Source organism: Variovorax raffinosi (genome assembly GCF_051216615.1).
In the GTDB taxonomy this organism is placed as follows: Bacteria; Pseudomonadota; Gammaproteobacteria; order Burkholderiales; family Burkholderiaceae_C; genus Variovorax.
The window spans coordinates 123,893-148,446 of sequence record NZ_JBPJZR010000002.1; the positions used below are offsets into that span (position 1 = coordinate 123,893).

The 24,554-nt window shown below is 68.6% G+C and carries 23 protein-coding genes; 11 read left to right on the forward strand and 12 right to left on the reverse strand.

Annotation, left to right across the window (positions count from 1 at the left end):
- Positions 1-56: 56 nt before the first annotated feature.
- A complete protein-coding gene (locus ACSFB7_RS06655; RefSeq protein ID WP_435468300.1) occupies positions 57-1,157 on the reverse strand; it encodes an alpha/beta hydrolase family protein in 1,101 nt (366 codons plus the stop codon).
- A 180-nt stretch (positions 1,158-1,337) separates the two neighbouring features.
- On the opposite strand from ACSFB7_RS06655, the gene putA reads away from it, so the two are divergent.
- Complete coding sequence (putA, locus tag ACSFB7_RS06660; RefSeq protein ID WP_435468302.1) at positions 1,338-5,081, forward strand: trifunctional transcriptional regulator/proline dehydrogenase/L-glutamate gamma-semialdehyde dehydrogenase; 3,744 nt, start codon at positions 1,338-1,340, stop codon at positions 5,079-5,081.
- A gap of 31 nt (positions 5,082-5,112) precedes the next feature.
- On the opposite strand, the gene ACSFB7_RS06665 is transcribed toward putA, so the two are convergent.
- Both ACSFB7_RS06665 and ACSFB7_RS06670 read right to left on the reverse strand, forming a co-directional pair.
- Positions 5,113-5,505 (reverse strand): carboxymuconolactone decarboxylase family protein, encoded by a 393-nt coding sequence (locus tag ACSFB7_RS06665; protein ID WP_435468304.1) that lies wholly within the window; start codon positions 5,503-5,505, stop codon positions 5,113-5,115.
- Positions 5,506-5,556: 51 nt separating this feature from the next.
- On the reverse strand, positions 5,557-5,850 hold the full coding sequence (locus tag ACSFB7_RS06670) for a GIY-YIG nuclease family protein (protein ID WP_435468306.1): 294 nt from the start codon (positions 5,848-5,850) through the stop codon (positions 5,557-5,559).
- A 28-nt stretch (positions 5,851-5,878) separates the two neighbouring features.
- Here ACSFB7_RS06670 and ACSFB7_RS06675 point away from each other — a divergent pair, with 28 nt between their 5' ends.
- Positions 5,879-6,148, forward strand: coding sequence for a helix-turn-helix domain-containing protein (locus ACSFB7_RS06675; protein ID WP_435468308.1), 270 nt, complete (start codon positions 5,879-5,881; stop codon positions 6,146-6,148).
- Between the two features lie 104 nt (positions 6,149-6,252).
- On the opposite strand, the gene ACSFB7_RS06680 is transcribed toward ACSFB7_RS06675, so the two are convergent.
- Together ACSFB7_RS06680 and ACSFB7_RS06685 are read right to left on the reverse strand one after the other, a co-directional pair.
- A complete protein-coding gene (locus ACSFB7_RS06680; protein ID WP_435468310.1) occupies positions 6,253-7,377 on the reverse strand; it encodes a 3-deoxy-7-phosphoheptulonate synthase in 1,125 nt (374 codons plus the stop codon).
- Positions 7,378-7,467: 90 nt separating this feature from the next.
- Positions 7,468-9,147 carry a serine hydrolase domain-containing protein gene (locus ACSFB7_RS06685; RefSeq protein WP_435468312.1) on the reverse strand — a complete coding sequence of 560 codons (1,680 nt, stop codon included), beginning with the start codon at positions 9,145-9,147 and terminating at the stop codon, positions 7,468-7,470.
- Positions 9,148-9,486: 339 nt separating this feature from the next.
- Here ACSFB7_RS06685 and ACSFB7_RS06690 point away from each other — a divergent pair, with 339 nt between their 5' ends.
- The 7 genes from ACSFB7_RS06690 to ACSFB7_RS06720 are packed head-to-tail and all read left to right on the forward strand — an operon-like array spanning position 9,487 to position 15,405.
- Complete coding sequence (locus tag ACSFB7_RS06690) at positions 9,487-10,698, forward strand: aminotransferase-like domain-containing protein (RefSeq protein ID WP_435468314.1); 1,212 nt, start codon at positions 9,487-9,489, stop codon at positions 10,696-10,698.
- A complete protein-coding gene (locus ACSFB7_RS06695) occupies positions 10,695-11,669 on the forward strand; it encodes a Bug family tripartite tricarboxylate transporter substrate binding protein (protein WP_435468316.1) in 975 nt (324 codons plus the stop codon). The genes ACSFB7_RS06690 and ACSFB7_RS06695 overlap by 4 nt, the downstream gene beginning before the upstream one ends.
- A 25-nt stretch (positions 11,670-11,694) precedes the next feature.
- Positions 11,695-12,606: an amidohydrolase family protein gene (locus tag ACSFB7_RS06700; protein WP_435468318.1), complete on the forward strand. Its 912-nt coding sequence runs from the start codon at positions 11,695-11,697 to the stop codon at positions 12,604-12,606.
- A gap of 21 nt (positions 12,607-12,627) precedes the next feature.
- Positions 12,628-13,068 carry a nuclear transport factor 2 family protein gene (locus tag ACSFB7_RS06705; RefSeq protein WP_435468320.1) on the forward strand — a complete coding sequence of 147 codons (441 nt, stop codon included), beginning with the start codon at positions 12,628-12,630 and terminating at the stop codon, positions 13,066-13,068.
- 33 nt (positions 13,069-13,101) lie between these two features.
- Positions 13,102-13,731 (forward strand): flavin reductase family protein, encoded by a 630-nt coding sequence (locus tag ACSFB7_RS06710; protein WP_435468322.1) that lies wholly within the window; start codon positions 13,102-13,104, stop codon positions 13,729-13,731.
- A 37-nt stretch (positions 13,732-13,768) separates the two neighbouring features.
- Positions 13,769-14,602 (forward strand): hypothetical protein, encoded by an 834-nt coding sequence (locus ACSFB7_RS06715; RefSeq protein WP_435468324.1) that lies wholly within the window; start codon positions 13,769-13,771, stop codon positions 14,600-14,602.
- Between the two features lie 35 nt (positions 14,603-14,637).
- Positions 14,638-15,405: a DNA-binding transcriptional regulator gene (locus tag ACSFB7_RS06720; protein ID WP_435468326.1), complete on the forward strand. Its 768-nt coding sequence runs from the start codon at positions 14,638-14,640 to the stop codon at positions 15,403-15,405.
- On the opposite strand, the gene ACSFB7_RS06725 is transcribed toward ACSFB7_RS06720, so the two are convergent.
- The 4 genes from ACSFB7_RS06725 to ACSFB7_RS06740 are packed head-to-tail and all read right to left on the reverse strand — an operon-like array spanning position 15,392 to position 18,679.
- Entirely contained in the window at positions 15,392-16,144 is a 753-nt protein-coding gene (locus ACSFB7_RS06725; RefSeq protein ID WP_435468328.1) for an HpcH/HpaI aldolase family protein, read from the reverse strand. The two genes, ACSFB7_RS06720 and ACSFB7_RS06725, sit on opposite strands and share 14 nt — an antisense overlap.
- Before the next feature lie 20 nt (positions 16,145-16,164).
- Positions 16,165-17,160, reverse strand: coding sequence for a Bug family tripartite tricarboxylate transporter substrate binding protein (locus ACSFB7_RS06730; protein WP_435468330.1), 996 nt, complete (start codon positions 17,158-17,160; stop codon positions 16,165-16,167).
- A gap of 22 nt (positions 17,161-17,182) precedes the next feature.
- Complete coding sequence (locus ACSFB7_RS06735) at positions 17,183-17,800, reverse strand: fumarate hydratase C-terminal domain-containing protein (protein ID WP_435468332.1); 618 nt, start codon at positions 17,798-17,800, stop codon at positions 17,183-17,185.
- A 6-nt stretch (positions 17,801-17,806) separates the two neighbouring features.
- Entirely contained in the window at positions 17,807-18,679 is an 873-nt protein-coding gene (locus ACSFB7_RS06740) for a fumarate hydratase (RefSeq protein WP_435468334.1), read from the reverse strand.
- 171 nt (positions 18,680-18,850) lie between these two features.
- Here ACSFB7_RS06740 and ACSFB7_RS06745 point away from each other — a divergent pair, with 171 nt between their 5' ends.
- Together ACSFB7_RS06745 and ACSFB7_RS06750 are read left to right on the forward strand one after the other, a co-directional pair.
- Entirely contained in the window at positions 18,851-20,086 is a 1,236-nt protein-coding gene (locus ACSFB7_RS06745; RefSeq protein ID WP_435468335.1) for a porin, read from the forward strand.
- Entirely contained in the window at positions 20,076-21,116 is a 1,041-nt protein-coding gene (locus ACSFB7_RS06750) for a ketopantoate reductase family protein (protein ID WP_435468337.1), read from the forward strand. The genes ACSFB7_RS06745 and ACSFB7_RS06750 overlap by 11 nt, the downstream gene beginning before the upstream one ends.
- 42 nt (positions 21,117-21,158) lie before the next feature.
- On the opposite strand, the gene ACSFB7_RS06755 is transcribed toward ACSFB7_RS06750, so the two are convergent.
- The 3 genes from ACSFB7_RS06755 to ACSFB7_RS06765 are packed head-to-tail and all read right to left on the reverse strand — an operon-like array spanning position 21,159 to position 24,539.
- Positions 21,159-22,319: an acyl-CoA dehydrogenase family protein gene (locus ACSFB7_RS06755; RefSeq protein ID WP_435468339.1), complete on the reverse strand. Its 1,161-nt coding sequence runs from the start codon at positions 22,317-22,319 to the stop codon at positions 21,159-21,161.
- On the reverse strand, positions 22,316-23,521 hold the full coding sequence (locus tag ACSFB7_RS06760; protein ID WP_435468341.1) for an acyl-CoA dehydrogenase family protein: 1,206 nt from the start codon (positions 23,519-23,521) through the stop codon (positions 22,316-22,318). Before ACSFB7_RS06760 ends, ACSFB7_RS06755 begins: the two co-directional genes overlap by 4 nt.
- Before the next feature lie 34 nt (positions 23,522-23,555).
- Positions 23,556-24,539 (reverse strand): tripartite tricarboxylate transporter substrate binding protein, encoded by a 984-nt coding sequence (locus tag ACSFB7_RS06765; protein ID WP_435468343.1) that lies wholly within the window; start codon positions 24,537-24,539, stop codon positions 23,556-23,558.
- Positions 24,540-24,554 lie beyond the last annotated feature (15 nt).

Here is a 24,554-nt window from a genome sequence, read left to right on the forward strand (position 1 = left end):
TCCAATATTCAGGAAACCATGTCAATCACCGAATGGCGTATGCGGCGTATGCGGCGTCAACGCGAAGGCCCGAGCAATGCGGCGCGCGCAGCCGGCGAAGGAAAGACGCACGCCACGTCGTGCGCGCAGCCCGGCACCACGACGACCTCTCGGCGCTTGTCGGGTGCGAGCAGCGCCCTGTCGTACTGCGCATAGGCCAGGCCGCGCTGCATCCGGTACGGGCCCTGCGCGGCGGCCGCGCAGGACTTGTCGAGGATGCCGTAGTAGGTGCCCTTGGCATCGCTGCTGTCGAGCGCGCCTTCCAGATAACTGATGTCGGCGCTTGCGTAGCGCTGGCGCGCCTGCGCGGCGCTGCGGCCGAGGCTGGCGGGCAAGGTGTCGGTGCCGTACTTCCAGCGGTTCAGTGCGGGGCAGGCGTAGTCGGCCTCCGCCGGAAACCTCAGCATGCAGTTGCGCAAGGTGTCCGCCCCGCTGCCGCAAGCCGTCCATGCGACAGCCACGCCATCGCGCATCGGCTGCGGCCGCACCGGATCGAAGTAGAGCCAGGTGCCGGGGTCGGCAACCACATAGCGCACCGCCACCGAACCAGCTTTCTGTTCCTGCGCGAAGCCGATGTAGTGCTGCACCATCTGCGCGCCAGCCGAGAAGCCGGCAATGGTGACGGTGCGCAGGCTGGGCCAGCGCCGGGTGAGTTCGGTCACCAGCGCGTCCATGGCTGCGAATGAGGTGATGCCGTTGCCATTGCTCGCCTGGCCGCCTTCGAGCCAGGAGCCGCATGTCCACAACAGGTCGCCGTCTTCGGCCGCTGGCACGCCCGGCGTGCTGCACTTGGCGGCCTTGCCCTGCGGCACCTGGAAGACCGGAGCCACGACCAGCGTGTCGGCCAGCGCGCCGGCGCCGCGCACCGCCTGCAAGGTCGCGTCGAAGGTCTTGTTGGCATCGCGGGAGTGGCCGTGCATGGCGACGATCACCTTGGCAGGTGCCGCGCCATCGGACGGCAGCGACGCGTAGTAATGCAGCGCTCCGCCAGAGCCCGGCGGCTGGAAGGAGTGGTAGCAAGCCGCGGACGCCGACGCGGTGCAGTCGGCGCCCTGCGCCGCAACCTGCAGGCTTGCAAGCGCCAGGCACCCGGCCGCGAGGTAAGACCATCCGTGCATACAAGGACTCCCTGCAATGTCGCCCTCGGGCGGGATGTGGATTCTCGCCCCGGCCCTTGCGAGGCCAGAAAGGAAGGCGTCTGATGACCTAGTGATTTGCTCGGCAGACATGCCATTCTTCGAACAGACATTCAGCTTGCGCAGAGAGATCATCCAACTTATCACCAGCACGGACGTCCTATGCCCGCACCCAGCCCCGCCGCCCCGCCCTCTTCTTCGTTCGCAGCGTTTGCCGATGGCCCGGCAGGGCCGCCCTCATTGCTGCGCGGGCAGATCACCGCGGCGTACCGGCGCCCCGAACCGCAAGCCCTGCCGCCTTTGCTGGCAAAGGCCCGCCTGCCAGTCGGCCTTGCGCAAGAGGCCCAGACACTGGCCCACCGGATCGCCCATCAACTGCGCGCCCGCAAGAACGCCAGCGGCCGCGCCGGTCTCGTGCAGGGCCTGCTGCAAGAGTACGCGCTGTCGTCGCAGGAAGGCGTCGCGCTGATGTGCCTGGCCGAAGCGCTGCTGCGCATTCCCGATGCCGAGACGCGCAACGCGCTCATTCGCGACAAGATCGCGCACGGCCAGTGGCAATCGCATGCGGGCCGCAGCCCCTCGGTGTTCGTCAACGCCGCAACCTGGGGCCTGCTGCTGACCGGCAAGCTGGTCGCCACGCACAGCGAAACAAGCCTGTCGAACATCCTCACGCGCCTGATCGGCAAGGGCGGCGAACCGCTGATCCGGAAGGGCGTGGACATGGCGATGCGCATGATGGGCGAGCAGTTCGTCACCGGCGAGACGATCGCTCAAGCGCTGGGCAACGCGCGCGAGCTGGAGGCGCAGGGCTTTCGCTATTCCTACGACATGCTCGGCGAAGCGGCGCTGACCACCGAAGACGCGAAGCGCTACCGCGTCGCTTATGAAGAGGCGATCCATGCGATCGGCCGGGCATCGAACGGGCGCGGCGTGTACGAAGGGCCGGGCATCTCGATCAAGCTGTCGGCGCTGCACCCGCGCTACAGCCGCGCGCAGTACGCGCGCGTCATGGCCGAGCTGTACCCGGTGCTGCGCGATCTTGCGCTGCTGGCGCAGGCCTACAACATCGGCCTGAACATCGATGCGGAAGAAGCTGACCGGCTCGAACTCTCGCTCGACCTGCTGGAGCGGCTGTGCTTCGAGCCCGCGCTCGCGGGCTGGAACGGCATCGGCTTCGTGATCCAGGCCTACCAGAAGCGCTGCCCCTTCGTGATCGACTTCGTGATCGACCTGGCACGCCGCAGCCGGCACCGGCTGATGGTGCGGCTGGTGAAGGGCGCCTACTGGGACAGCGAGATCAAGCGCGCGCAGATCGACGGACTCGACGGCTACCCGGTCTACACGCGCAAGGCCTACACCGACGTGTCGTACCTCGCCTGCGCCCGCCAGTTGCTCGATGCGCCCGAAGCGGTGTACCCGCAGTTCGCCACGCACAACGCGCACACGCTGGCCGCGATCTACACGGCGGCGGACCCATCGCGCTACACGCCGGGCCAGTACGAGTTCCAGTGCCTGCACGGCATGGGCGAGCCGCTGTATGAACAGGTGGTGGGCCCGCTCGGTCGGCCCTGCCGCATCTACGCGCCGGTGGGCACGCACGAGACGCTGCTCGCCTACCTCGTGCGGCGCCTGCTGGAGAACGGCGCCAACACATCCTTCGTCAACCGCATCGCGGACCCGACGATCTCGCTGGACGCGCTGGTGGAAGACCCGGTGGCGACGGTCGAGCACATGGCTGCGCGCGAAGGCGTGGTGGGGCAGCCCCATCCATCCATCCCGCTGCCGTCGGCGCTCTATGGCGGGCAACGCGTCAACTCGCAAGGGCTCGACCTGGCGAACGACGACAGCCTGCGCCTGCTGGGCGAGGCGCTGCAGTCCAGCGCCGATGAAACGTGGCACGCCATGCCGCTGCTCGCCGAAGCCGCGCCGGGTGCCGATGCATCACGCAGCGAGGCCGATGTGCTGAACCCCGCAGACCATCGCGATGTGGTCGGGCGCGTGCAGGAAGCGACGATGGCCGATGTCGAATCGGCCATCGCGCAGGCCCAGGGCATTGCCACGGCATGGGCTGCGACACCACCAACACAACGCGCCGCGCTGCTCGAACGCGCGGCCGACCTGCTCGAAGCACGCATGCCGCGCCTGCTCGGCCTGCTGGCCCGCGAGGCGGGAAAGACGTATGCCAATGCCATCGCCGAGGTACGCGAAGCGGTCGACTTCCTGCGCTACTACGCGGCGCAGGCACGCAACGATTTCTCTAACGACACGCACCGGGCCCTGGGCCCGATGGTCTGCATCAGCCCGTGGAATTTTCCGCTCGCGATCTTCACCGGCCAGGTGGCGGCCGCGCTCGCTGCCGGCAATCCGGTGCTGGCCAAGCCGGCCGAGCAGACGCCGCTGGTCGCGGCCGAAGCGATCCGCGTGCTGTGGGAAGCCGGCGTGCCCCATGCCGCCGTGCAACTGCTGCCAGGTCGTGGCGAGACGGTGGGCGCCGGGCTGGTCGCGGATGCGCGCGTGCAGGGCGTGATGTTCACGGGCTCGACGGAGGTGGCGCGCATCCTGCAAAAGACGCTCTCGCAGCGCCTCAGCGCGCATGGCGCGCCGGTGCCGCTCATCGCGGAGACGGGTGGGCAGAACGCGATGATCGTCGACTCGTCCGCGCTGGTCGAACAGGTGGTCACCGACGTGATGGCCTCGGCCTTCGACAGCGCGGGCCAGCGCTGCTCGGCACTGCGCGTGCTGTGCGTGCAGGAGGAAGCGGCCGACCGCCTGATCGAAATGCTCAAGGGCGCGATGGCAGAGAGCTGCATCGGCAACCCCTCGCGGCTGGCCGTGGACGTGGGTCCGGTGATCGACGCCGAAGCGCGCGACGGCATCGAGCGCCACATCGCAACGCTGCGCGATCGCGGCCGCAAGGTCTATCGACAGGGCCGCGAGCAGGGCCAGGACACGCGCCACGGCACCTTCGTGATGCCCACGCTGATCGAGCTGGACAGCATCGCGGAACTGCAGCGCGAGGTGTTCGGCCCGGTGCTGCACCTGGTGCGCTACCGCCGCCGCGACCTCGCTGCATTGGTGAGCCAGATCAACGGCACCGGCTACGGCCTCACGCTGGGCGTGCACACCCGCATCGACGAGACGATCGCGCAGATCGTGGACCACGCGAAGGCCGGGAACATCTATGTGAACCGCAACATCGTCGGCGCGGTGGTCGGCGTGCAACCCTTTGGTGGCGAAGGCCTGTCGGGCACGGGGCCGAAGGCGGGCGGGCCGCTGTACATGGTGCGCATGCTGTCGAAGCGGCCGGACGATGCACTGGTGCGCGCGATGAAGCACGGCGGCGACACGGGCCACGGCGCTGCGTTGTCGGTCTTGGGCCAATGGGCCGAAGACACCGGCCGCCCGGCGCTGGGTTTGCAGTGCAGTCATTTCGCCGCCGTGGCGCGCGCCGGCTGCTCACGCACGCTGACCGGGCCGACGGGCGAGCGCAATGTCTACACGCTGCTGCCGCGCGAAGCGGTGCTGTGCCTGGCCGATGCCGAAGCGGATCGGCTGGTGCAACTGGCGGCGGTCCTGTCGGTGGGCAGCTCGGCGATCTGGCCTGCGGATGCGGCGGCGCAGAGTCTTCTCGCTTCGCTGCCGGCCGACGTGCAGCAGCACGTGGCGATGGCGAGCGACTGGACCGCGCAGACCGTGGCCTTCGACGCGGCCCTGTATCACGGCGATGCCGATGGGCTTTCAGGCATCATGCATCGCATCGCGTCGCGACCGGGGCCCATCGTCAGCCTGCGCGCCTTCGCCCCCGGCGACACCGACATCCCGCTCGAAAGCCTCGTGGTCGAACGCGCGCTCAGCATCAACACGGCGGCGGCCGGCGGCAACGCGAGCCTCATGACCATCGGCTGAGCGCCGCGCGAATGCCTTGCGCTTGCGGCTGCTACTTGTCGAACGCCGGATCGATCGGCACGCGGTAGCCGTTCACCAGCCGGTTGGTCTCGTTGGCCATGCCGACCACGCCCATCAGCTCGGCGAACATCGCGGGCGTCATGCCGGCCTTCTCGGCGCCAGCGTGGTGGCTCGCGATGCAGTAGCCACAACTGTTCGTGACGCTCACCGCGAGGTAGACCATTTCCTTCACCACCGGATCGAGCGCGCCCGGCGCCATCACTTCCTTCAGGCTGCTCCAGGTGCGCTTGAGCGTGGCGGGGTCGTTGGCGAGGTACTTCCAGAAGTTGTTGACATCGGGCACGTTGCGCGATGTCTTGATGTCGTCGAAGACGGCCCGGACTTCGTCGGAAGCGTCGGCATATTCGATGGGCTGGGGTTTCATGGAAGGCTCCTGGGTTGAAGGCTGTGGCCGGCTGCGGTGCTGCAGGTTGCACTACGCCATGGTGTCGAAGAAGGCGAGTTTGCGGGCCCGAGGCAATGCCTTGACCCTGATTTCCGCCCGCAGTGCGGCGCTCTTGTCAGGGTAGGCGCGGGCTGCAAGCACGCGCAACGGCGGACGCGCGCGCGTGAATTTGGCGCCCAGCCCGAAGAGGTGCTGAAAGAAACGCTGCTCCACGTCGATCGCGATGCCCGTGTAGTACACGCCGCCCTCGCATTCGAGAAGGTAGAGCCAGTAAGGCGTGGGCGTGAGCGGCGGGACAGTTGGGGCAGGCGGGGTTCGGGGCACGCGGGAATTGTGCAGCGACAATCCTGCGATGGCTCAAGGCAAACGCATTTCCGCAGACATCGACAGCGGTGCCCTTCAGGCAATCAAGGACATGGGCGCGGCCGCCAAGCAGGCGCGCATCAACGCCGGTGAAGGCCAGGCCGCAGCCGCAGCCCGACTGGGCGTTCACGTCCAGACGGTCGCCCGAATCGAATCGGGCGAACCGGGCGTGGCCATCGGGCATGTGGTGGGCATGCTGGCGCTTTATGGCATCGCTACCAGGCTGAAAATTCCGGGCGACGATCAGTCCGTGGCCTGAGCTGGATCGCAGGCATTCGCGCTCGCTGACGTCTGCGAAGCCGCCACTGCTTCAACTGCAGCGCCGGCTTCCCGGATACATGGAAAGCGGCGCCGCTTTCAGCCTCACGCCTTCGACAACCGCCGCCGCGCCTTCACCGCCGAAGCCAAGCCTTCAAGCACCGGCACCGTCTGCGCAAAGCCGATGCACGCATCGGTGATCGACACACCGTGCTTCAGCGCGACGCCGGGCTTCAGGTCCTGCCGCCCTTCCTCGAGATGGCTCTCGATCATGAGGCCCGTGATGCGCCGCTCGCCGGCCGCGATCTGCGCGGCCACGTCTTGCGCGACCACGATCTGCCGCTGGTGCTGCTTGCTGCTGTTGCCATGCGAGACGTCGATCATCACCTGCGGCCGCAGGCCGTTCGCCATCAGCGCCTGGCAACTGGACTCGACATCCGCGGCCGAGTAGTTGGGCGCCTTGCCGCCGCGCAGGATCACGTGGCAATCGTCGTTGCCGCGCGTCTCGAAGATCGCCGCCATGCCCATCTTGGTCATGCCCATGAAGGCATGCGGCGCGCGGGCCGCGAGGATGGCGTCGGCCGCAACCTTCACGCTGCCGTCCGTGCCGTTCTTGAAGCCGACCGGACAGCTCAGGCCCGATGCCAACTGCCGGTGGCTCTGGCTCTCGGTGGTGCGCGCGCCGATGGCACCCCAGGCGATCAGGTCGGCGATGAACTGCGGGCTCAGCAGGTCGAGAAACTCGGTGCCGGTCGGCAGGCCCAGGGTCGTCAATTCGAGCAGCAGGCGCCGCGCGCGTTCCAGGCCTTCGTTGATCGCGAAGCTGCCGTCCAGGTGCGGGTCGTTGATGTAGCCCTTCCAGCCGACGGTGGTGCGCGGCTTTTCAAAGTAGGCGCGCATCACGATCAGCAGGTCGTCCTGCAGGGAATCGGCGACCGTCTTCAGGCGCTGTGCGTATTCGATGGCCTGGTCGTGGTCATGGATGGAGCATGGGCCGACCACGACCACCAGCCGGTCGTCGCGGCCGTGCAGCACGTCGGCAATCGCCGCGCGGCTGCCTTCGACCAGCGCCAGCGTGTTGTCGCGCACGGGCACGCGCTCCTGCAGCAGCGCGGGGGTCATGAGCGGGCGAACGGCGCCGATGCGCACGTCGTCGATCCGGGTGGTGTCGAGCGTGCTGTCGCGGGAACCGATTTCGGCGTCGTGGAGGGGGTCGTCGAGGCGGGACATGGTCGTGGCTTTGGTTTCTAAGTGAGCTTCCACTATTGTCCTCTCGAAGGCGCGGGAGGCCCCACCCCAGGCCGCCCGCCCCTGCTCACCTCACTCTGACGACGCGCGAAAGAAACGCAGATGCCGCACGCGCGGCGTGTCCATCCGCAACCCGACGACACGGCCCGCCACACGATCGACGTTGATGATGCAGTTTCCAACCAGCGCAGCAAACAGCGGATCGGCCGCAACACCGAGCAGCACGTCAGCCGATAAACCCAGAAGACGAAATTCATTGCGGCCGTGCGGACCCTGCAGGCGCAGCAACAGAACTCCCGCCTTCAGCTCGATGCTGGCGTGCGCCTCCAGATCCGGAACCCGGTAGCCGCCGGCCAGCGCGGCGGCCAGCTCGGCGGTTGCCGGAGCTTCATCGGGCAGGCGCTCGCAGCGCAGCAGATTGCCGCCTTCGTTCAGCATGATCGCGACCGGTGCGGCGTCGCCGGCAAGCGCATGCAGCGCGACAGAGATCGGATTGAGCGCCGTGTCCTCGCAGGCCAGCAACCCGTTGCCTTCACTCTCGCGCAACGGGGCGGCCTTCTTGCCGATCCACGAAAGCCCGAGCTTGCCCGCCACATCCTCGAAGCCGATGACGACCCCGGTTTCCGTCGCGTGATAGCGCTTGCCGAACAGCGACGAATACCCGTCGGCCGGTACGTGCGCAACCGGTGCACCGAGGTGCGCATCGCCCAGCAATGCATCGATGATCTGGAACCCGAGCGCCACCTGGGACACGGCCGCGCCATTGACCATGATCATGATGTCCAGCGCATGCGCGGGCACCGTGATCATCTGCGAGGTGGTGCCCAGCACGGCGCCCGAATGGTGGACCACCTCGACACCGCGATACGGATGGCGCATCAGGCCGAGCCCGTAGGGCACCACGGTGCCGCTCGACAGGGTCGGCAGTTCGAGCATCTGCGCCCAGCTTGCGGCGCTGCCGATCTTCTTGTCGGGGCTGCGCATGTGCGCCAGCCAGCGCAGCATGTCGTCGATGCTGGACACCAGCGATCCGCTGCCGCGCAACTCGCCCGGGTACATGCCGCGCCGAAGCCCGCCACCCGCGGATGCCGGCAGTGCCTGGTACTGCATCGCCATGCCCGGGCGGATGTCGAAATCGCTCGTCAGCGATTCGGTGTCGTGCATGCCCAGCGGCTCGAAGATGCGCATCTTCATGAACGCCGCAAAGTCCAGGCCGCTGACCCGCTCGATCACCCGCGCGAGCCATTGGTAGCCGCCGTTCGAATAGATCATGCGGCTGCCGGGCTCGAAGTTCAGCTCGCTCGGCACGGCCTGCATGGGCGCGCGCCAGTCTTCGACCGGCTCGACCGCCAGGCCTTGCGCAAGGTCGGAGATGGCGGCCCGGCATCCGCCCGTGTGCTGCATCAACTGGCGCAGCGTGGGGCCTGCGCTGCTCAGCACCGGCAGCTCGGGCAGGTGGGTATGGATGAGATCGTCGACGCCCAGCTTTCCCTCTTCGGCCAGCAGCAACACGGCCAGCGCCGTGAAGTGCTTGCTGGTCGAGGCGATGCGCATGCGCGTGTGCGCTGTGTTCGCCACGCCCTGCTCGATGCTGGCCAGCCCCATGCCACGGCGATAGAGGGTCTTGCCGTCGCGTGCGATGCCGATGACGAGGCCGGGCGCATCGCAGCGGTTGAAGGGTTGCAGCAAGGCGTCGACGGCGGCCAGGCCTGTCGGTGTTTCTGTCGGGGTTTGCGTGGCGGTAGAGGGCATGTTGCGGTCAGTCAGATCCGACGATTCGGACCGAGAGTGAAGAAGTCGGAACGCGATGCGAAGGGGCAGCCCCTTCGATCCGGCACTTGCTTAGACGAACGAGCCGGCGGTTTCCGGCACCTTCGCGATCCACCAGCGCGCGATCGACGCGAACGTGCCCACGGGCAACCCGCAGCCAGTTGGGCGCAACTTTTCTACTGGTGAAAACTTCGAAATTTCCGATTGCGGCAGCCGGAGGCCGATGAAAAGATGCCGCCTCTCGTGGAAGTTGTCCTCTACCCGCATGTCATGCGACGGACCGGACGCTTCTTCTTTTCGCGCATCGCAACCCACCACCGCATGAGTTCTTCGCCCCCGTTCCAGCTGGCCCGACGTGCCCAGCGCATCCAGCCGTCGATCATTCGCGAGATCCTGAATCTCGCGGCCCGCCCGAGCGTGATCTCCCTCGCCGGTGGCCTGCCTTCGCCGGATGCGTTCCCGCTGGACAAGGTCCGCGAGGCGACACAACACGTGCTGCAGCAGACGCCGCGCGAAGCATTGCAATACGCATCGACCGAGGGCTTCGCGCCCCTGCGCGAATGGGTGGCGCAAGACCTGGCCGCACAAGGCCTGCGCATCGGCGCGGGCGACGTGCTGATCACCAGCGGGTCGCAGCAGGGCCTGGACCTTGTCGGCAAGGTGCTGCTCGATCCCGGCAGCGTGGTGGCGGTCGATTCGCCCACTTACGTTGGCGCGCTGCAGGCCTTCAACCCGTACGAGGCCGACTACCTCGACATCGCCGGCGACGACGAAGGCCCGCTGCCCGAGGCGCTGGCGCAGGCCGGTGGCGCGCGCTTCCTGTACGTGGTGCCGAACTTCCAGAACCCCACCGGCCGCACCATCGGCGCGGCGCGGCGCGAGCAACTGGCCGCGCAGGCACGTCGCATGGGCCTGCCGCTGGTGGAAGACAACCCCTACGGCGACCTGTGGTTCGACGCACCCGCGCCGGCATCGCTGGCCTCGCACTGGCCCGAGGGCAGCGTGTACCTGGGCTCGTTCTCGAAGGTGCTGGCGCCGGGCCTTCGCCTGGGCTACGTGGTGGCGCCCGCCTCGCTGATGCCCAAGCTGGTCCAGGCCAAGCAGGCGGCCGACCTGCACACGCCGATCTTCAACCAGCAGATCGTCTACCAGATCGTGCGCGACGGCTTTCTGGCACAGCACGTGCCGTTGATCCGCGAGCGCTATCGCAGCCACCGCGACGCCATGCAGGCCGCGCTGCTGCGCCACATGCCGCAAGGCTGCCGCTGGCGCGTGCCGGCCGGCGGCATGTTCTTCTGGCTCGAACTGCCCGAGGGCATCGATGCCATGGCATTGCTGCCGCGTGCCGTCGAGCTGGGCGTGGCGTATGTGCCCGGCTTCGCGTTCTTCGCGGACCGCTCGCGCCACAACCTGCTGCGCCTGTCCTTCGTGACCGCGCCGCCCGCGCAGATCGACCGGGGCATCGAACTGCTGGCGCAGGCGCTGAACACGGCGCATGGCCAGCCGACCACAAGACAAGGAACCCTTTCATGATGATGAAACGCCGCCACTTCTCGATGTCGCTCGCCCTCGCGGCGGCCGCCTCGCCCCTGCCGTCGGTGTGGGCGCAGGACACCACGCCCACTCGCATCCTGGTGGGCTTTCCGCCCGGCGGCGGCGTGGACGCGGTCGCCCGCCTGCTGGCGGACAAGCTGCGGGTTTCGCTGAACACCAACGTGCTGGTGGAGAACCGGCCCGGCGCGGCCGGGCGCATCGCATTGAGCGAGCTGCGGCGCTCGCGGCCCGACGGGCGCACGCTGGCGATTGCGCCGGGCGGCGCGCTGACCATCCTGCCCTGGCTCTACCCGACCAGCCTGGGCTACGACCCGGTGAAGGACTTCACGCCGGTGTCGCGCCTGACCACGCTGGACCTGGCCGTGTCCGTCGGCTCGGCCGTGCCGCCGGGCGACGTGAAGGCGCTGTTCGCGTGGATGAAGGCCCACCCCGCGCAGGCCACGTATGCCACCTCGGGCGCAGGCTCGGTGCCGCATTTCGCCGGCCTGGTGATCGCGCAGGCGACCGGCGTTCCGCTGCTCCATGTGCCGTACCGGGGCGGTGCGCCCGCCATCCAGGACCTGATCGGCGGCCAGGTGCCGCTGATGATCGACAGCCCGGCCGAAGTGGTGGAGATGCACCGCAACGGCAAGCTGCGCGTGCTTGCCGTGACCGGCGCCCGCCGCACGCCCGCCCTGCCCGACGTGCCGACGCTGCGCGAGTCCGGGATCGACGTGGTGGTCGACAACTTCTTCGGCCTCTACGGCCCGGCCAACATGCCGCCCGCCGTCACCGAACGCATCGACAAGGCGGTGGCGCAGGCGCTCGCGTCCCCGGACGTGCGCGAGAAGCTGGTCAACCTGGCGATGGTGGCCGACCACGGCAACTCGCAGCTCCTGGCGAGCACGCAGGCCTCCCAGTACAAGCGCTGGGAAGAGCCCATCAAGCGCTCCGGCTTCAAAGCCGAATGAAGAAGAGACAAGGCACAACAACACCATGACAGACAGCACCACCAGCACACCCGCGCCCCTCAAGGTCAACCCTCCCCCACACCCGAACCCCAGCCGGCCCACCTACCGGCTGCCGCCCGGCGCCTGCGATGCGCACTGCCATGTGTTCGGGCCGGGCGCGCGTTTTCCGTATTCGCCCAAGCGCACTTATGAACCGACGGACGCACCGGCGGCTCAGCTGCGCGCGCTGCATGCGCTGCTGGGCATCGAGCGCGTGGTGCTGGTGCAGGCCAGCATCCACGGCCACGACAACAGCGCGATGCTGGACGCCATCGCGCAGTCGCCCGACACCTACCGCGGCGTTGCGATGGTCCCCGCGTCGATCGACGACGCCGGGCTGCGGGCGCTGCACGAAGGCGGCGTGCGCTCGCTGCGCTTCAACTTCGTGCGACGGCTGGGCGGCGCGCCCGACCTGGACGCCATCCGCAGCCTGGCCCATCGCGTGAAGACGCTGGGCTGGCACCTGGTGCTGCACTTCGATCCGCAGGACCTGCCGGTGTACCGCCGGTTTCTCGACGAACTGCCGCTGCCCTACGTGATCGACCACATGGGCCGCGTGCTCGCCGAAAGCGGCCCGCAGCAGGAGCCCTTCGATGCGCTGCTCGACCTCATGAAGGACGAGCGCTGCTGGGTCAAGGTGAGCGGCGCGGAGCGCACCTCGCACCTTCTGTCTTCCGGCCCCGGCCTGCCTTTTGAAGATGCCGTGCCCTTCGCGCGCCGGCTGGTCGAGGCCGCGCCCGACCGCGTGCTCTGGGGCACCGACTGGCCTCACCCCAGCGTGCGCGAGATGCCCGACGACGGCAAGCTGGTCGACCTGCTGCCGCTTTTTTCCGACGACCCCGCCGTGCTGCACAAGCTGCTGGTGGACAACCCCACGCGCCTCTACTGGCAAGACTGAACCGGCACAGGAGCCACTCGCATGAACCACACCGAAAGACTCGCGCTTCGCCAGGCGCTCGAGGCGCTCGCCGTCGACTACTGGTACGAGGTCGACTTCAACTGGGGCCAGCACGCCCACGCCTACTACACCGAGGACGCGGTGTTCACCACCAGCCAGAAGTCGCGCACCGGCCGCGCCGCCATTGCCGACTTCTACAACGCGCGGCAGGCGCGCGGCGCGCGCACCTCGCTGCATGTGGTGCAGAACTTTCGCGCGGTGCCGGTGTCGCCGGACCGCGTGGACTGCAACTACGTGATGAGCCTGTACGCCGCCGACGGCGAAGGCGTGCTGCCGTCCAGGCCCGCGATCATGATCGCCGACGTGCGCGAGACGGCCGTGCGCCAGGGCGACGGCGGCTGGCTCTATGCGCTGCGCACGCTGCGGCCGCTGTTCCGGGACGACACGCCCACCACGGGCTGAAGCGGCCGAACGAAGGAACGAAAGAAAGCCCGCATGCTGTTCATCGACCCCGAAAACACACCCGACTTCAAGCGCACGCTGTTCAATGCCATCGTGGCGCCGCGGCCCATCGGCTGGATCAGCACGATGTGCCCCGAAGGCCGGGTCAACCTCGCGCCGTTCTCGCACTTCAACCTGGTCTCGACGGCGCCGCCGGTGGTGATCTTTTCCTGCAACGCGCCGGCCGACCGGCACGAGAAGGACACCATCACCAACGTGCGCGCCACCGGCGAATTCGTCACCAACCTCGTGACCTGGGACCTGCGCGACGCCATGAACATCAGCTCGCTCGATGCGCCCTACGGCACCGACGAGTTCGAGCTTGCAGGCCTGGAGAAGGCGCCGAGCCAGAAGGTTCGGCCGCCGCGCGTGGCGCGCTCGCCCGCGAGCATGGAATGCAAGCTGCTGCGCATCGTGCAGATCGAGCCGCAGGGGCCGGGCGACACGGTCAGCAACGTGGTGTTCGGCCGCGTGGTCGGCATCCACCTCGACCCGGAATTCATCGAGCCGAACGGCCGCTTCGATGTGGCGCGCACGCTGCCGCTCACGCGGCTGGGCGGCAACCAGTACGCATCGGTCGGCCCGCTGGTGGAGCTGTCGCGGCCGAGCCCGCGACGCGACTGACAACACGCACGCTGAACAAGACAACGAAAGAAACACGATGACCAACACAACACCTGAAACCGGCGTGCGCAGCGCAGCCGTCCATGAACTCCCGCCGGGCTCGGTGGCGCGCGGACAGAACTTCTGGGTCCAATGGATCGAGGGCGCGGCGCCGGTCGAAGCCACCAGCCTCCACGAGATGCTGCTGCTGTTGCCCGACGGCGGCGCCACCGTGCACGCCGGCGCCGAAGTGCGCGAGGTGCCGGGCCGCAGCGTCTGCGTGCTGCCGGCCGGCGCCGTCACGGTGCGTCTTGCGAATGCAGGCAGCGGTGCGGGCCGCGCCGCGCTGGTCGCCTCCTCGCGCCCCGACCTCGCGCCCGGCGCGGCGCGCAACCAGGCCGACTACGCCGTGCCCGACGCGCGCGTGCGCCCGACCGGCGATGAGTACAGCCGCCGCGTGCCACCCAGCGCCATCCACGTCATGGAGGTCGACACCATCCAGCCCCCGGCCGACAAGCCCCGGCTCAAGATGTTCCAGACCGACACGCTCAGCATCAACTGGGTCGAGTACCAGGGTCCGCGCGACCGCACGCAACTGAGCCCGCACAACCACGCCGACTTCGAGCAGGGTTCGCTGGCGATGGCGGGCGACTTCGTGCACCACCTGCGCGTCAACTGGGGCGGCAACGCCGACCAGTGGCGCGACGACGAACACCTGCACGCCCCCTCGCCCTCGATGATCACGGTGCCGGTGCTGCTGGTGCACACCACCGAGGGCGTCGGCCCGGGCCGCCATCTGCTGATCGACGTGTTCTCGCCGCCCCGGCATGACTTCATCGACAAGGGCTGGGTCGCCAACGCGGGCGACTACGAACGCCGCAAGGCAAGCTGAAGCACAGGACAGGCGCAACCTACACTGCGCCCTCCATGCCTTCCTTCACCCCCATCCGCGCCGTCGAGCGCGCCATCGACGTGCTGGCCGCGCTCAACCGTTCCCCCGTCTGCACGCTCGACACGCTGCACCGCCAGACGGGCATTCCCAAGCCCACGCTGGTGCGCCTGCTCGAAACGCTGCAAGGCAAGGGTCTGGTGACGCGGGCGCCGCAGTACGGCGCATACGGCCTGACCTCGGGCGTGCGGCAACTGTCCTCGGGCTTTCATGGCGAGCCGCGCCTGGTCGAAGCCTCGATGCGGCTCATGGACGAGCTGACGCGCAAGCTCAAATGGCCGATCGCGCTGGCCGTGCCCGACTACGACGCGGTCGTGATCCGCTACAGCACCATTCCCAGCTCGCCGCTGTCGCTGCTGCATTCCAGCATCAACATGCGCCTGAGCTTCATGACGCGCGCGCTCGGGCGCGTGTACCTCGCGGCCTGCACGGCGCAGGAGTGCCGCGCGTTGCTCGACATCCTCAAGGTCTCGGGCGATCCGGAAGACGCGGTGGCCGGCCAGCCGCGCACCGTGCAGGCGATGCTGCGGCAGATCCGCCAGCAGGGCTACGCGTTGCGCGTGCCCGGCGTCAAGCCGGTGTCGAACACGCTGGCCGTGCCCATCTTCGAAGGGCGCAGGGTGGTGGCCAGCGCGGGGCTCACCTGGATCGCCTCCGCCGTCAGCGAAGAGCAGGCGGTCAAGAGATTCCTGCCGCCGATGCAGGAGATGGCCCAGCGCATCAGGGAGCGGCTCAGCGCGCTCTAGATGTCTTGGGCGGGCCGGCGAAGGCCTGCACGGCCTGCCGCAGCAGGGTCTGGTCGGAGGAAACCACGAACCAGTCTGCCCCCTCGGCCATGAACTGCTCGCGCTCGGGCGTGCCGCCCACGTGCATGCCCGCGAGCTTGCCGGCGCGCGTGGCCGCCTGCAGCGCCACGCGCGTGGCCTGCAGCACCTCGGGCGCGCGCGGATCGTCCAGCCCCATCGACAGCGCCAGGTCGGCGCGGCCCACGAACAGGCCCGCCACGCCCGGCACGTCGGCAATCGCCTGTGCTTCTTCGACGGCCTGCGCGCTTTCGATTTGGCAGATGATCTGCGCCTGATCGCCCAGCTGCAGCGCCTGCGCCATGCCCAGGCTCGCATAGCCGGCAAAGCGCGGTCCGCCCGAGTAGCCGCGCCGCCCGCCCCGGTAGCGCGCCATGGCCACCACCTCGCGCGCCTGCTCGGCGGTGTCGACATGCGGCACCAGCAGGCCGGCGGCACCGATGTCGAGGCAGGAAAGAATCACCGCCGCGTTGATCTCGGGGATGCGGATGAACACCGGGATACGCGCGGCGCGGCCGGCCATCACCATCAGGTCGAGCAAGGCGCGGTCGAAGGGCGCGTGCTCGGCATCGACCACGACGAAGTCGAGCCCGGTGGTGCCGAGCACTTCGACCGTCTGCGGCGAGCCGGTCTTGACGAAGGTGCCGAGTTGCGCGGCGGTGGTGCTGTTGCTGTTGTCCATGGCGATGCGCCTGCCTTTCTTCAGTCGAGCTTGATCTGCGCGGTCTGGATCACGCGCTGCCACTTGCGGCCGTCGGCCTCGATGCGCTTTCGCAGCAGTTCGGGCGCGCCGCTCGCGACCACGCCGCCGTACTGCTGCAGCTTGTTCTTGCCCTGCGGGGATTCGAGCAGCCGGTTGATCTCGGCATTGAGCCGCTGCACCATCGGCGCCGGCATGCCGGCCGGCCCGACCATCGCGAACCACACGGTGGCCGTCTGGTCGATGCCCTGCTCCTTCGCGGTCGGCACATCGGGCAGGCCGGGAAAGCGCGTGCTGGAGGTCACCGCCAGCCCGCGCAGCTTGCCCGCCTGGATGTTCGGGATGAAAGTGGACACCGGCGCCGAGATCGCCTGCACCACGCCGCCCAGCAGGTCGGTGAGCGCCGGCGTGTCGCCGCGATAGGGCACGTCCTGCAGCTTCACGCCGGCCGTCTGCGACAGGTCGGCCAGCGCCAGGTGGCCGATGGTGCCGTTGCCCGGCGTGGCGACCGAGAACGCGGAAGGCTTGGCCTTCGCCGCCTCGATGAACTCCTTGAGGTTGCGCACCTTCAGTTGCTCGGGGTTGCTGACGAAGACCATCGGGATCTCGCAGACCAGCGCGATCGGCGCCAGGTCCTTGTCGCCGTCGAAGGGCATCGACTTGTAGAGAAACTTGTTGTTCACCAGCGGGCCCGAGGTGACGAGGCCGATGGTGTAGCCGTCGGGCGCGGCCTTGGCCACCGCGTCGGTGCCGATGTTGCCGGCCGCGCCCGCGCGGTTGTCGACGATGACGGACGTGCCCAGCCGCTCGCCCAGGCCCTGCGCAAGATAGCGCGCCACCATGTCGGTGCTGCCGCCGGGCGGAAAGGGCACGACCATGCGGATGGGCCGGTTCGGCCATGCGCCGCTCGCAGCCCATGCGGCCGCCGGCACGAGGCCCGTGGCCATGCCCGCGCCGATGGCGCCCAGGCTCGCGCCGAGCCAATGTCTCCTGTTCATTCTTGAAGTCTCCTGAGGTTTTCTAAAGGGATGCCTTGCGGTCCGTTGCCAGGCGCTGCAGCAACTGCGGCATGCGCGCTTGCGCCTGGTCGCGCAACTGGTCGTAGAGGCTGTTGCCGTGCGCATCGATCGCCACCGTGGCGGGGCCGAGCGACGCCACGTTCAGCGTCAGCAGGCGGAACTGCGAGATGTATTCGTTCCAATGCGACGACACCACGCGCCGCAGTCCGCGCGACAGCAGCGGCGCGCCGCCGCCCAGGAAGGACAGGTAGACGCAGCCGGTGTCGCGCAGCGCCTGCACGCAAGCCGCGTCGAGTCCGCCCTTGCCGCCGACCAATCGCAGGTCGAGCCCGCGCACCAGCGACGGCATCCACGCGTTGTAGCGCGTGCTGGTGCTCGGGTTCATGTAGAGCGGCACGGGGCCGTCGGCGGTCTCGCGCACGAAGGTGCTCAGGTGGAAGAAGGCGCCGCCGCGCAGGTCGACCGGCAGTGCCTGGCCTTCGGCCACGGCCTGTGCCATGCGCTGGTGGGTCGGCAGGCCGATGCTGACGGTGATGTCGCCGTCCAGCGTCACCATGTCGCCGACCGCGAGTTCGCGCACCTTGTCGCGCGAAAGGGGAAGTTGGAGCTTGTGGAGCATCGCGGCCTACCAGTTCAGGTCTTCGACGCGGCCGTCGTTGTAGATGCGCGCGGCGGTGCGGCGGTTGATCCAGCAGTTGAAACACACCGCGACCGGCACGAAGCCATGGCTTGCAGCGTAGTCGATGTGCACCGCCATCGCGCTGGCGTCACCGCCCGTGCCCATGGGGCCGAAGCCCATGCCGTTGATGGCGTCCAGCAGGCGCTTTTCCATGGCCGCGAGGATGGGCTCGGGGTTGGTGCGACCGAAAGGGCGCAGCACCGATTCCTTGGCCAGCCGCGCCGCGTAGTCGAAGGTGCCGCCGATGCCCACGCCGACCACGATGGGCAGGCAGGGCTGCGAGCCCGCGCGCAGCACGGTGTCGAGCACGAACTTCTCGATCTGCTCCAGCGTCGGGTACACGAAAGCGTCGATGGCCTCCCACCGGCCGGTGCCCATCGCCTTGGGCGCGCAGACGATCTCCATGTAGTCGGCGTCGTCGATCACGTCGAAGCTCAGCAACGGCATGTCCTTGCCCGCGTAGCTGCGCGCATGCGTGAGCGGGTTGGTCACCATCTTGAGGATGGGCGGGTCGATGTGCTGCACCAGGTCGGCAAAGCCGCGCGTGATGGCCTCGCGCACCGGGCCGTCGAACTGCACGCGCGTGCCGATCTTGATGCTGTAGGTGGGTATGCCGACGTCGGTGCACACCAGCTCGTTGCCCTGCTGCGCGGCGTCGGCGCTCTGCAGCATGATCTTCAGCGTGTGCTTGCCGGTGGTGCCGGTCTCGGTGCTTTGCGCGCGCTGGAGCACGGCACGCGTGTCGTCGGGAATCTTCTTCAGGGAGCGCTCGTAGAGCTGCGCCGTCACTCGTTGAAGAGTGGCACTGTCGATGGCCATTTGTGTGGGGGTTCGCTTGTCTCGATGGGCCGTACGATGCGCTGTCGCAGGCAAGTGTTCAAGCGCATTCTTTGAAGTTTTCACCAGCAGAAAAGTCTGAACGTTTCGTTTGCGGCGATGCCATCGCTCCTCCAACAATGCGCTCCCCAACTTTCATGGAGGAGACAAGCAATGAGGATTTTTGCGATGGGCCTTGCGGCCGCCGGGTTTGCCGGCGCGGCGTGCGCCCAATCTTCGATCACGCTGTTCGGCGTGCTCGATGCCGGCATCAGCGGCTATTCGAACAAGTCGGCGGACGCTAAGTCGGCCACGCTGGCCAATCCGTTCTACCTGAACAAGGGCAGCCGCACCGCCAGCCAGACGGTGCTGTCGAACTCGGGCCTTGCGTCCAGCCGCCTCGGCTTTCGCGGCACCGAGGACATGGGCGGCGGACTGGCCGCGAGCTTCTGGCTCGAAGCGGCGCTCACGAACGACTCGGGGCTGGACGGCCTGCAGAGTTTTGCGCGCCGCTCGACGGTCAGCCTGTCGGGCGGCTTCGGCGAGATCCGGCTGGGCCGCGACATCAACGCGACCTTCGCCAACGACTTCGTGTTCGACCCGCTCGGCGTCAACGGCGTGGGCATCAACCTGCTCTACCGCGCCGGTACGGCGATGAGCAAGCTGGGCGTGCCGCAACCGGCGCCGGTGCCGGGCCAGGCGCCCGTGTCGGCCGTGCTGGTCAATGCCTATGCGCGCAGCAGCAACATGGTGGCGTACTTCCTGCCGGCGAACCTGGGCGGTTTCTACGGACAGGTGCAGTACGCCTTCAACGAAAAGAACCACGCCTCGCCCGGCGCGCTGACGCCGGCTGCGACCGACACGCGCTCGGGCCGCTTCACCGGCGGGCGCTTCGGCTATGAGCGGGGCCCGCTGAACGTGGCGCTGGCCGCCAGCCGCAACACGCTGGCGAGCGACTACCTCGCGGGCAGCACGCTGCGACAGGACACCATCAACCTGGGCGCCTCGTACGACCTGAGCGCGGCGAAGCTCTTCGGCGAGGTGTCGCGCATCAGGAACCGGACGATCGTCAGCGGCGTGGCTGCAGGCACCTCGTCCGACCTCGACCTCACGGGCCTGATGTTCGGCGTCACCGTGCCGGTGGGGCCGGGCCTGATCCGGGCCTCGTATGCGAAAGTGAAGTACGACTACAACCGCCCGTTCAGCACCACGCCGGACCCGAAGGCCAGGCAGCTCGCGCTGAGCTACGTGCACAACCTGTCCAAGCGCACCGCGCTGTATGCGAGCGTTGCGCGCATCGACAACAAGAACGGCGCGTCGCTGTCCGTGGGCGGCCCGAGCTATGTGTCGGGTGCTTTTTCACCCAAGCGCTCGACCGGCTACGACCTGGGACTTCGCCATGCCTTCTGAGTCCATGCGCTCCCCCTCCGGCACGCAGCCTTTGCGCATCGCGGTCATCGGCGCGGGCGCCATCGGCGGCCACTTCGCGGCGCGGCTTGCAGAGGCGGGGCACTCGGTCACCGTGCTCGACCGCGGCGCCACGCTGGATGCGATTCAAAAACACGGCCTGCGCTACGCGAGCGGCGCGGAACCGCAGCGAAGCATCGCGGTTCGGGCGGCGGCATCGCCGCTGGAGATGGAGCCGCCTGAACTCGTGGTGCTGGCGCTCAAGTCGCATGTGCTGCCGGCCGTGGTGCCCACGCTGTCGCCCCTCTTGCAGGCAGGCGCGACGGTGCTGCCCATCGGCAATGGCTTGCCGTGGTGGTACTTCCTGGTGCCCGATAAGCCGCTGTCGGGCCTGCGCCTGCGCAGGGTCGATCCCGAAGGCGCCATCGAAAGAACCATCGGCTTGCAGCAGGTGCTTGGCGGCAGCGTGATGGCCTCCTGCCATTGCCCTGAGCCGGGCTCGGTGGTGCACAGCTCCGGAGGGCGCGTATCGATCGGAGAGCCCGCCGGAGGGAGCAGCGCACGCGCGCAGCACTGGGCCGGCGTGCTGGCCGATGCGGGGCTGGGCGCGGTCGTGAGCGAGGACATCCGCAGCGAGCTGTGGCTCAAGCTGCTGGGCAATGCCTGCGCCAATCCGCTGAGCCTGCTGACCGGCGTGACGACCGACCGGATGCTGGACGATGCGCCGATGCGGCACCTCTTCGAACGCATGATGAACGAGTGCATCACGCTCGGCCGGAGCCTGGGCCTGACGATCCACACCGACGCGGCGCAGCGCATGGCGCAGACGCGCAAGCTCGGCGCGATCAAGACCTCGATGCTGCAGGACCTGGAGGCCGGGCGCAGCGTGGAACTCGATGCGATCCTTGGTGCCGCGCTCGAAAGCGCAGCGGCCCTGCAGCAGCAGGTGCCGCAGTTGGAGAGCGCCTTCGCGCTGGCCTGCATGCGTGCGCGGCAGGCCGGGCTGTATGTGCCTGGAACTGCGGCCACGTGATCCAGCGGCGGTTGCCTGGCGCACCGCGCCGGCGCCGCGGCTTCACGCGTCCAGGACCGTCCGGGCGATGAGCCCCAACTGAATCTCCGCCGCGCCACCGAAGATGGTGTACGCGCGGCTGTTGCAGTACTCCGGCACCAACGTGCCCGCGGCATTGCGCTTGTCGGCCGGATCGCTGCGCCAGCGCAGGCTGTCGGCACCCAGGGCTTCCACCCCGAGTTCGCCGATGGCCTGCTTGAGCCGGCTCGCGCGCAGCTTCAGGATCGACGACACCGGCCCGGGGTTGGCGCCCGGGGCCAGGCCGCCCATGGTGCGCAGCTCCAGCCACTCGAAGGTGTCGACGTCCGACACCACCTCGCCGAAGCGGCGCATCAGTTCGTCGCTGGCGGCGCCGGGCGCGTGCAAGGCCTGCGCCACGCGCTTCAACTGCGAGCGCAGCCGGGGGCTGAAGATGCCCGCGCCGCGCTCGAACTCGAGCAGGTACTTCGCGCATTCCCAGCCCGCGTTCTCCTCGCCGATGCGATCGGCCTGGGGCACGCGCACCGCGTCGAAGTGCACTTCGTTGACTTCGTGGTCGCCGCCGATCGTGGCGATCGGGCGCACGGTGATGCCGGGCAGCGTCATGTCGATCAGCAGGAAGCTGATGCCCTGCTGCTTCCGGCCTTCGGCGCTGGTGCGCACCAGCGCGAACATGCGGTTGGCATGGTGGGCGTAGCTGGTCCAGATCTTCGAGCCGTCGAGCACGTAGTCGCTGCCGTCCGCCCGCGCGCGCAGCGAGAGCGATGCAAGGTCGGAGCCCGCGTTCGGCTCCGAGAAGCCCTGGCACCAGTAGTCTTCGCTCGACAGGATGCGCGGCAGGTAGCGCTGCTTCTGCTCCTGCGTGCCATAGCGCAGGATCACCGGCCCCACCAGGCGCACGCCCATCGGGTGCACCAGCGGCGCGCCGGCCAGCGCGCACTCCGTCTCGAAGATGAAGCGCCGCAGCGCACTCCATCCGGTGCCGCCCCATTCCTTGGGCCACAGCGGCACCAGCCATCCCTTGGACTGCAGCGCACGCTGCCAGGGCGTGGAGACCTCGGGCTCCGGATACATCGAGGTGGTGCCGCCCTGCCCTTCGCGCAGTGCGTCGCTCAGGTGCGCGGCGAGAAAGCCGCGCACCTCGTCGCGAAAAGCCAGGTCGGCGGGTTCGAGTTCGAGATTCATGCTGCTTGTGTTTGTTCTTCTTCTGCCGCTGCCGCAGCGCGCTCGCGCAGCGTCTGGCTGTGTGCGAAATCGCCGCTCGCCGCGAGCGCGCGGCCACGGTGCAAGGCATGGGATGCCACGTCGCCGCCCTCTTGCCCGAAGGCCAGCAGCAGCCGGAAGGTGGCTGCAATGGGCAACTCCTCGCACACGCCCATCGCACCGTGCAACTGCACGGCCTCCTGCGCCACGAAGCGCGCCGCCCGCCCGACCTTGTTCTTCACCAGCGCCGCCAGGTCGGGGCCGGCATCGGGCACCAGTGCAAGCCGCATCGAAGCCAGTTCGCAGACCGCCTGCGCTTCGGCGCAATGCACCGCCATTTCGGCCAGGCGGTGCTGCACCACCTGGAACTGCGACAGGCTCTGGCCGAACTGCCTGCGCTGCTGCGTGTAGGCGGTGGTCTGTGCCAGCGCCGCCTGCATGGCGCCCGTGGCCTCCCAGCCAAGCGCGACCAGGCCTTCGGCCAGCACCCTGTGCAAGAGCGCGCCCGCATCGCCGGTGTGCGTGTGTGCGGCGTCTTCTTCGCCCACGAGCGTTGCCGCCGCGCCGTCGAACACGATGTCGGCCGCGCGACCGCCACAGAGGGTGTCGTAGGCATCCACCCGCACGCCTTCAGCGGCGGGGTCGACCAGGAACAGGTGCGTCGCGCCTTCGGCCGTCGCAGAGACGATCCAGCGCGCCGCGCCGGGGGCGGCGATGGCCTGGCGCTTTTCGCCATCGATGCGCCATCCGGCCGCTGTCCGTCGTGCCGTCGTGCGCCGCTGCGCCCATGGCAGCCGGTCACCCGGCTCCATGTGGGCCAGCGCCAGGCGCAGCTCGCCCGCCATCAGGCGAGGCAGCCATTCGGCCTGCTGTTCGGCCGTGCCCGCCAGCGCCAGCAGACGACCGGCCTGCAGCACGGCGGCATGCCAGGGCTCGACCACGAGATGCCGCCCGAAGGCCTGCATCAGCAGGCCCGCTTCGAGCGGTCCCATGCCGAGGCCTCCGGCTTCCTCCGGAAGCGGCAGCCCGAGCCAGCCCATCTGCGCAAAGGCGCGCCAGGCATCGGGCGAGCCGCCGTCGCGGTGCAGGCCCGCTTCCCGTTGCCGAAAATCGCAATTGCCTGCAAGCCAGTCCAGCGCGCTCGCCTGGATCAGGGCCTGTTCTTCAGTGAGCACGAGGTTCATGCGCGCTCCTTCGCTTTGCCGGTGGTCCGCGCCATCAGTCGGCCTTGATCTTCGCGCTGGTGATCACGCGCGCCCACTGGTCGATGTCGCGACGCAGGAAGCTCGCGAACTCGGCCGGCGTGTTGCCGATGATGTCCAGGCCCCAGCCCTTGAAGCGCTCGCGCAGTTCAGGTTCCTTGAGGATCTCGACGATCTCGCGTTGCAGCCGGTCCACCACGGGCTGGGGCGTTCCCGCAGGCGCCACCAGGCCGAGCCACGGCATGGCTTCGTAGCCGGGCAGGCCCGACTCCGCGACGGTCGGCAGTTCCGGAATCGACTGGGAGCGCCTGGCCGTGGTGACGGCCAGCGCGCGCAGCTTGCCGGACTTGATGAACGGGCCCGACGATCCGAGGGCGTCGATCATGACGTTCACCTGTCCGCCCACTACGTCGGTCAGCGCCGGTCCGCTTCCCTTGTAGGGGATGTGCACGATGTCGACCTTCGCCATGCTCTTGAAGAGTTCGCCTTCGAGATGCGTCGAAGTGCCCGTGCCGGTCGAGGCGTAGTTGAGCTTGCCGGGGTTCTGCCTGGCGTACGCGATCAGCTCGGCCACCGTCTTGAACGGCAGCTGGGGGCTCACCTCCAGCACGTGCACCACCGAGGCCACTTGCGTCACCGGAGTGAAGCTCTTGATCGGGTCGTAGTTGACCTTCTCGTAGAGCAGCGGCGCGGTGCCCAGCGACGATGCCGCCAGCAGCAGCGTGTAGCCGTCGGCCGGTGAGCGCGCCACAAGGTCCGATGCCAGCACCGTGCCCGCACCCGGCTTGTTGTCGACGATGACCGGCTGGCCCAGGCGCGGCGAGAGCTTCTCGGCCAGCGCGCGCGCCAGGATGTCGGTCACGCCGCCAGGCGGGAACGGCAGCACCATGCGGATCGGTTTCTCGGGGTAGGCCTGTGCAAGGGCGGCCACGGGCGCGACCAGCAATGCGGCGGCGGCAAGTGCCGCAGCCGGCCAGCCCTTCATCAATGACTTCTTCATCTTGTCTCCTGTGAT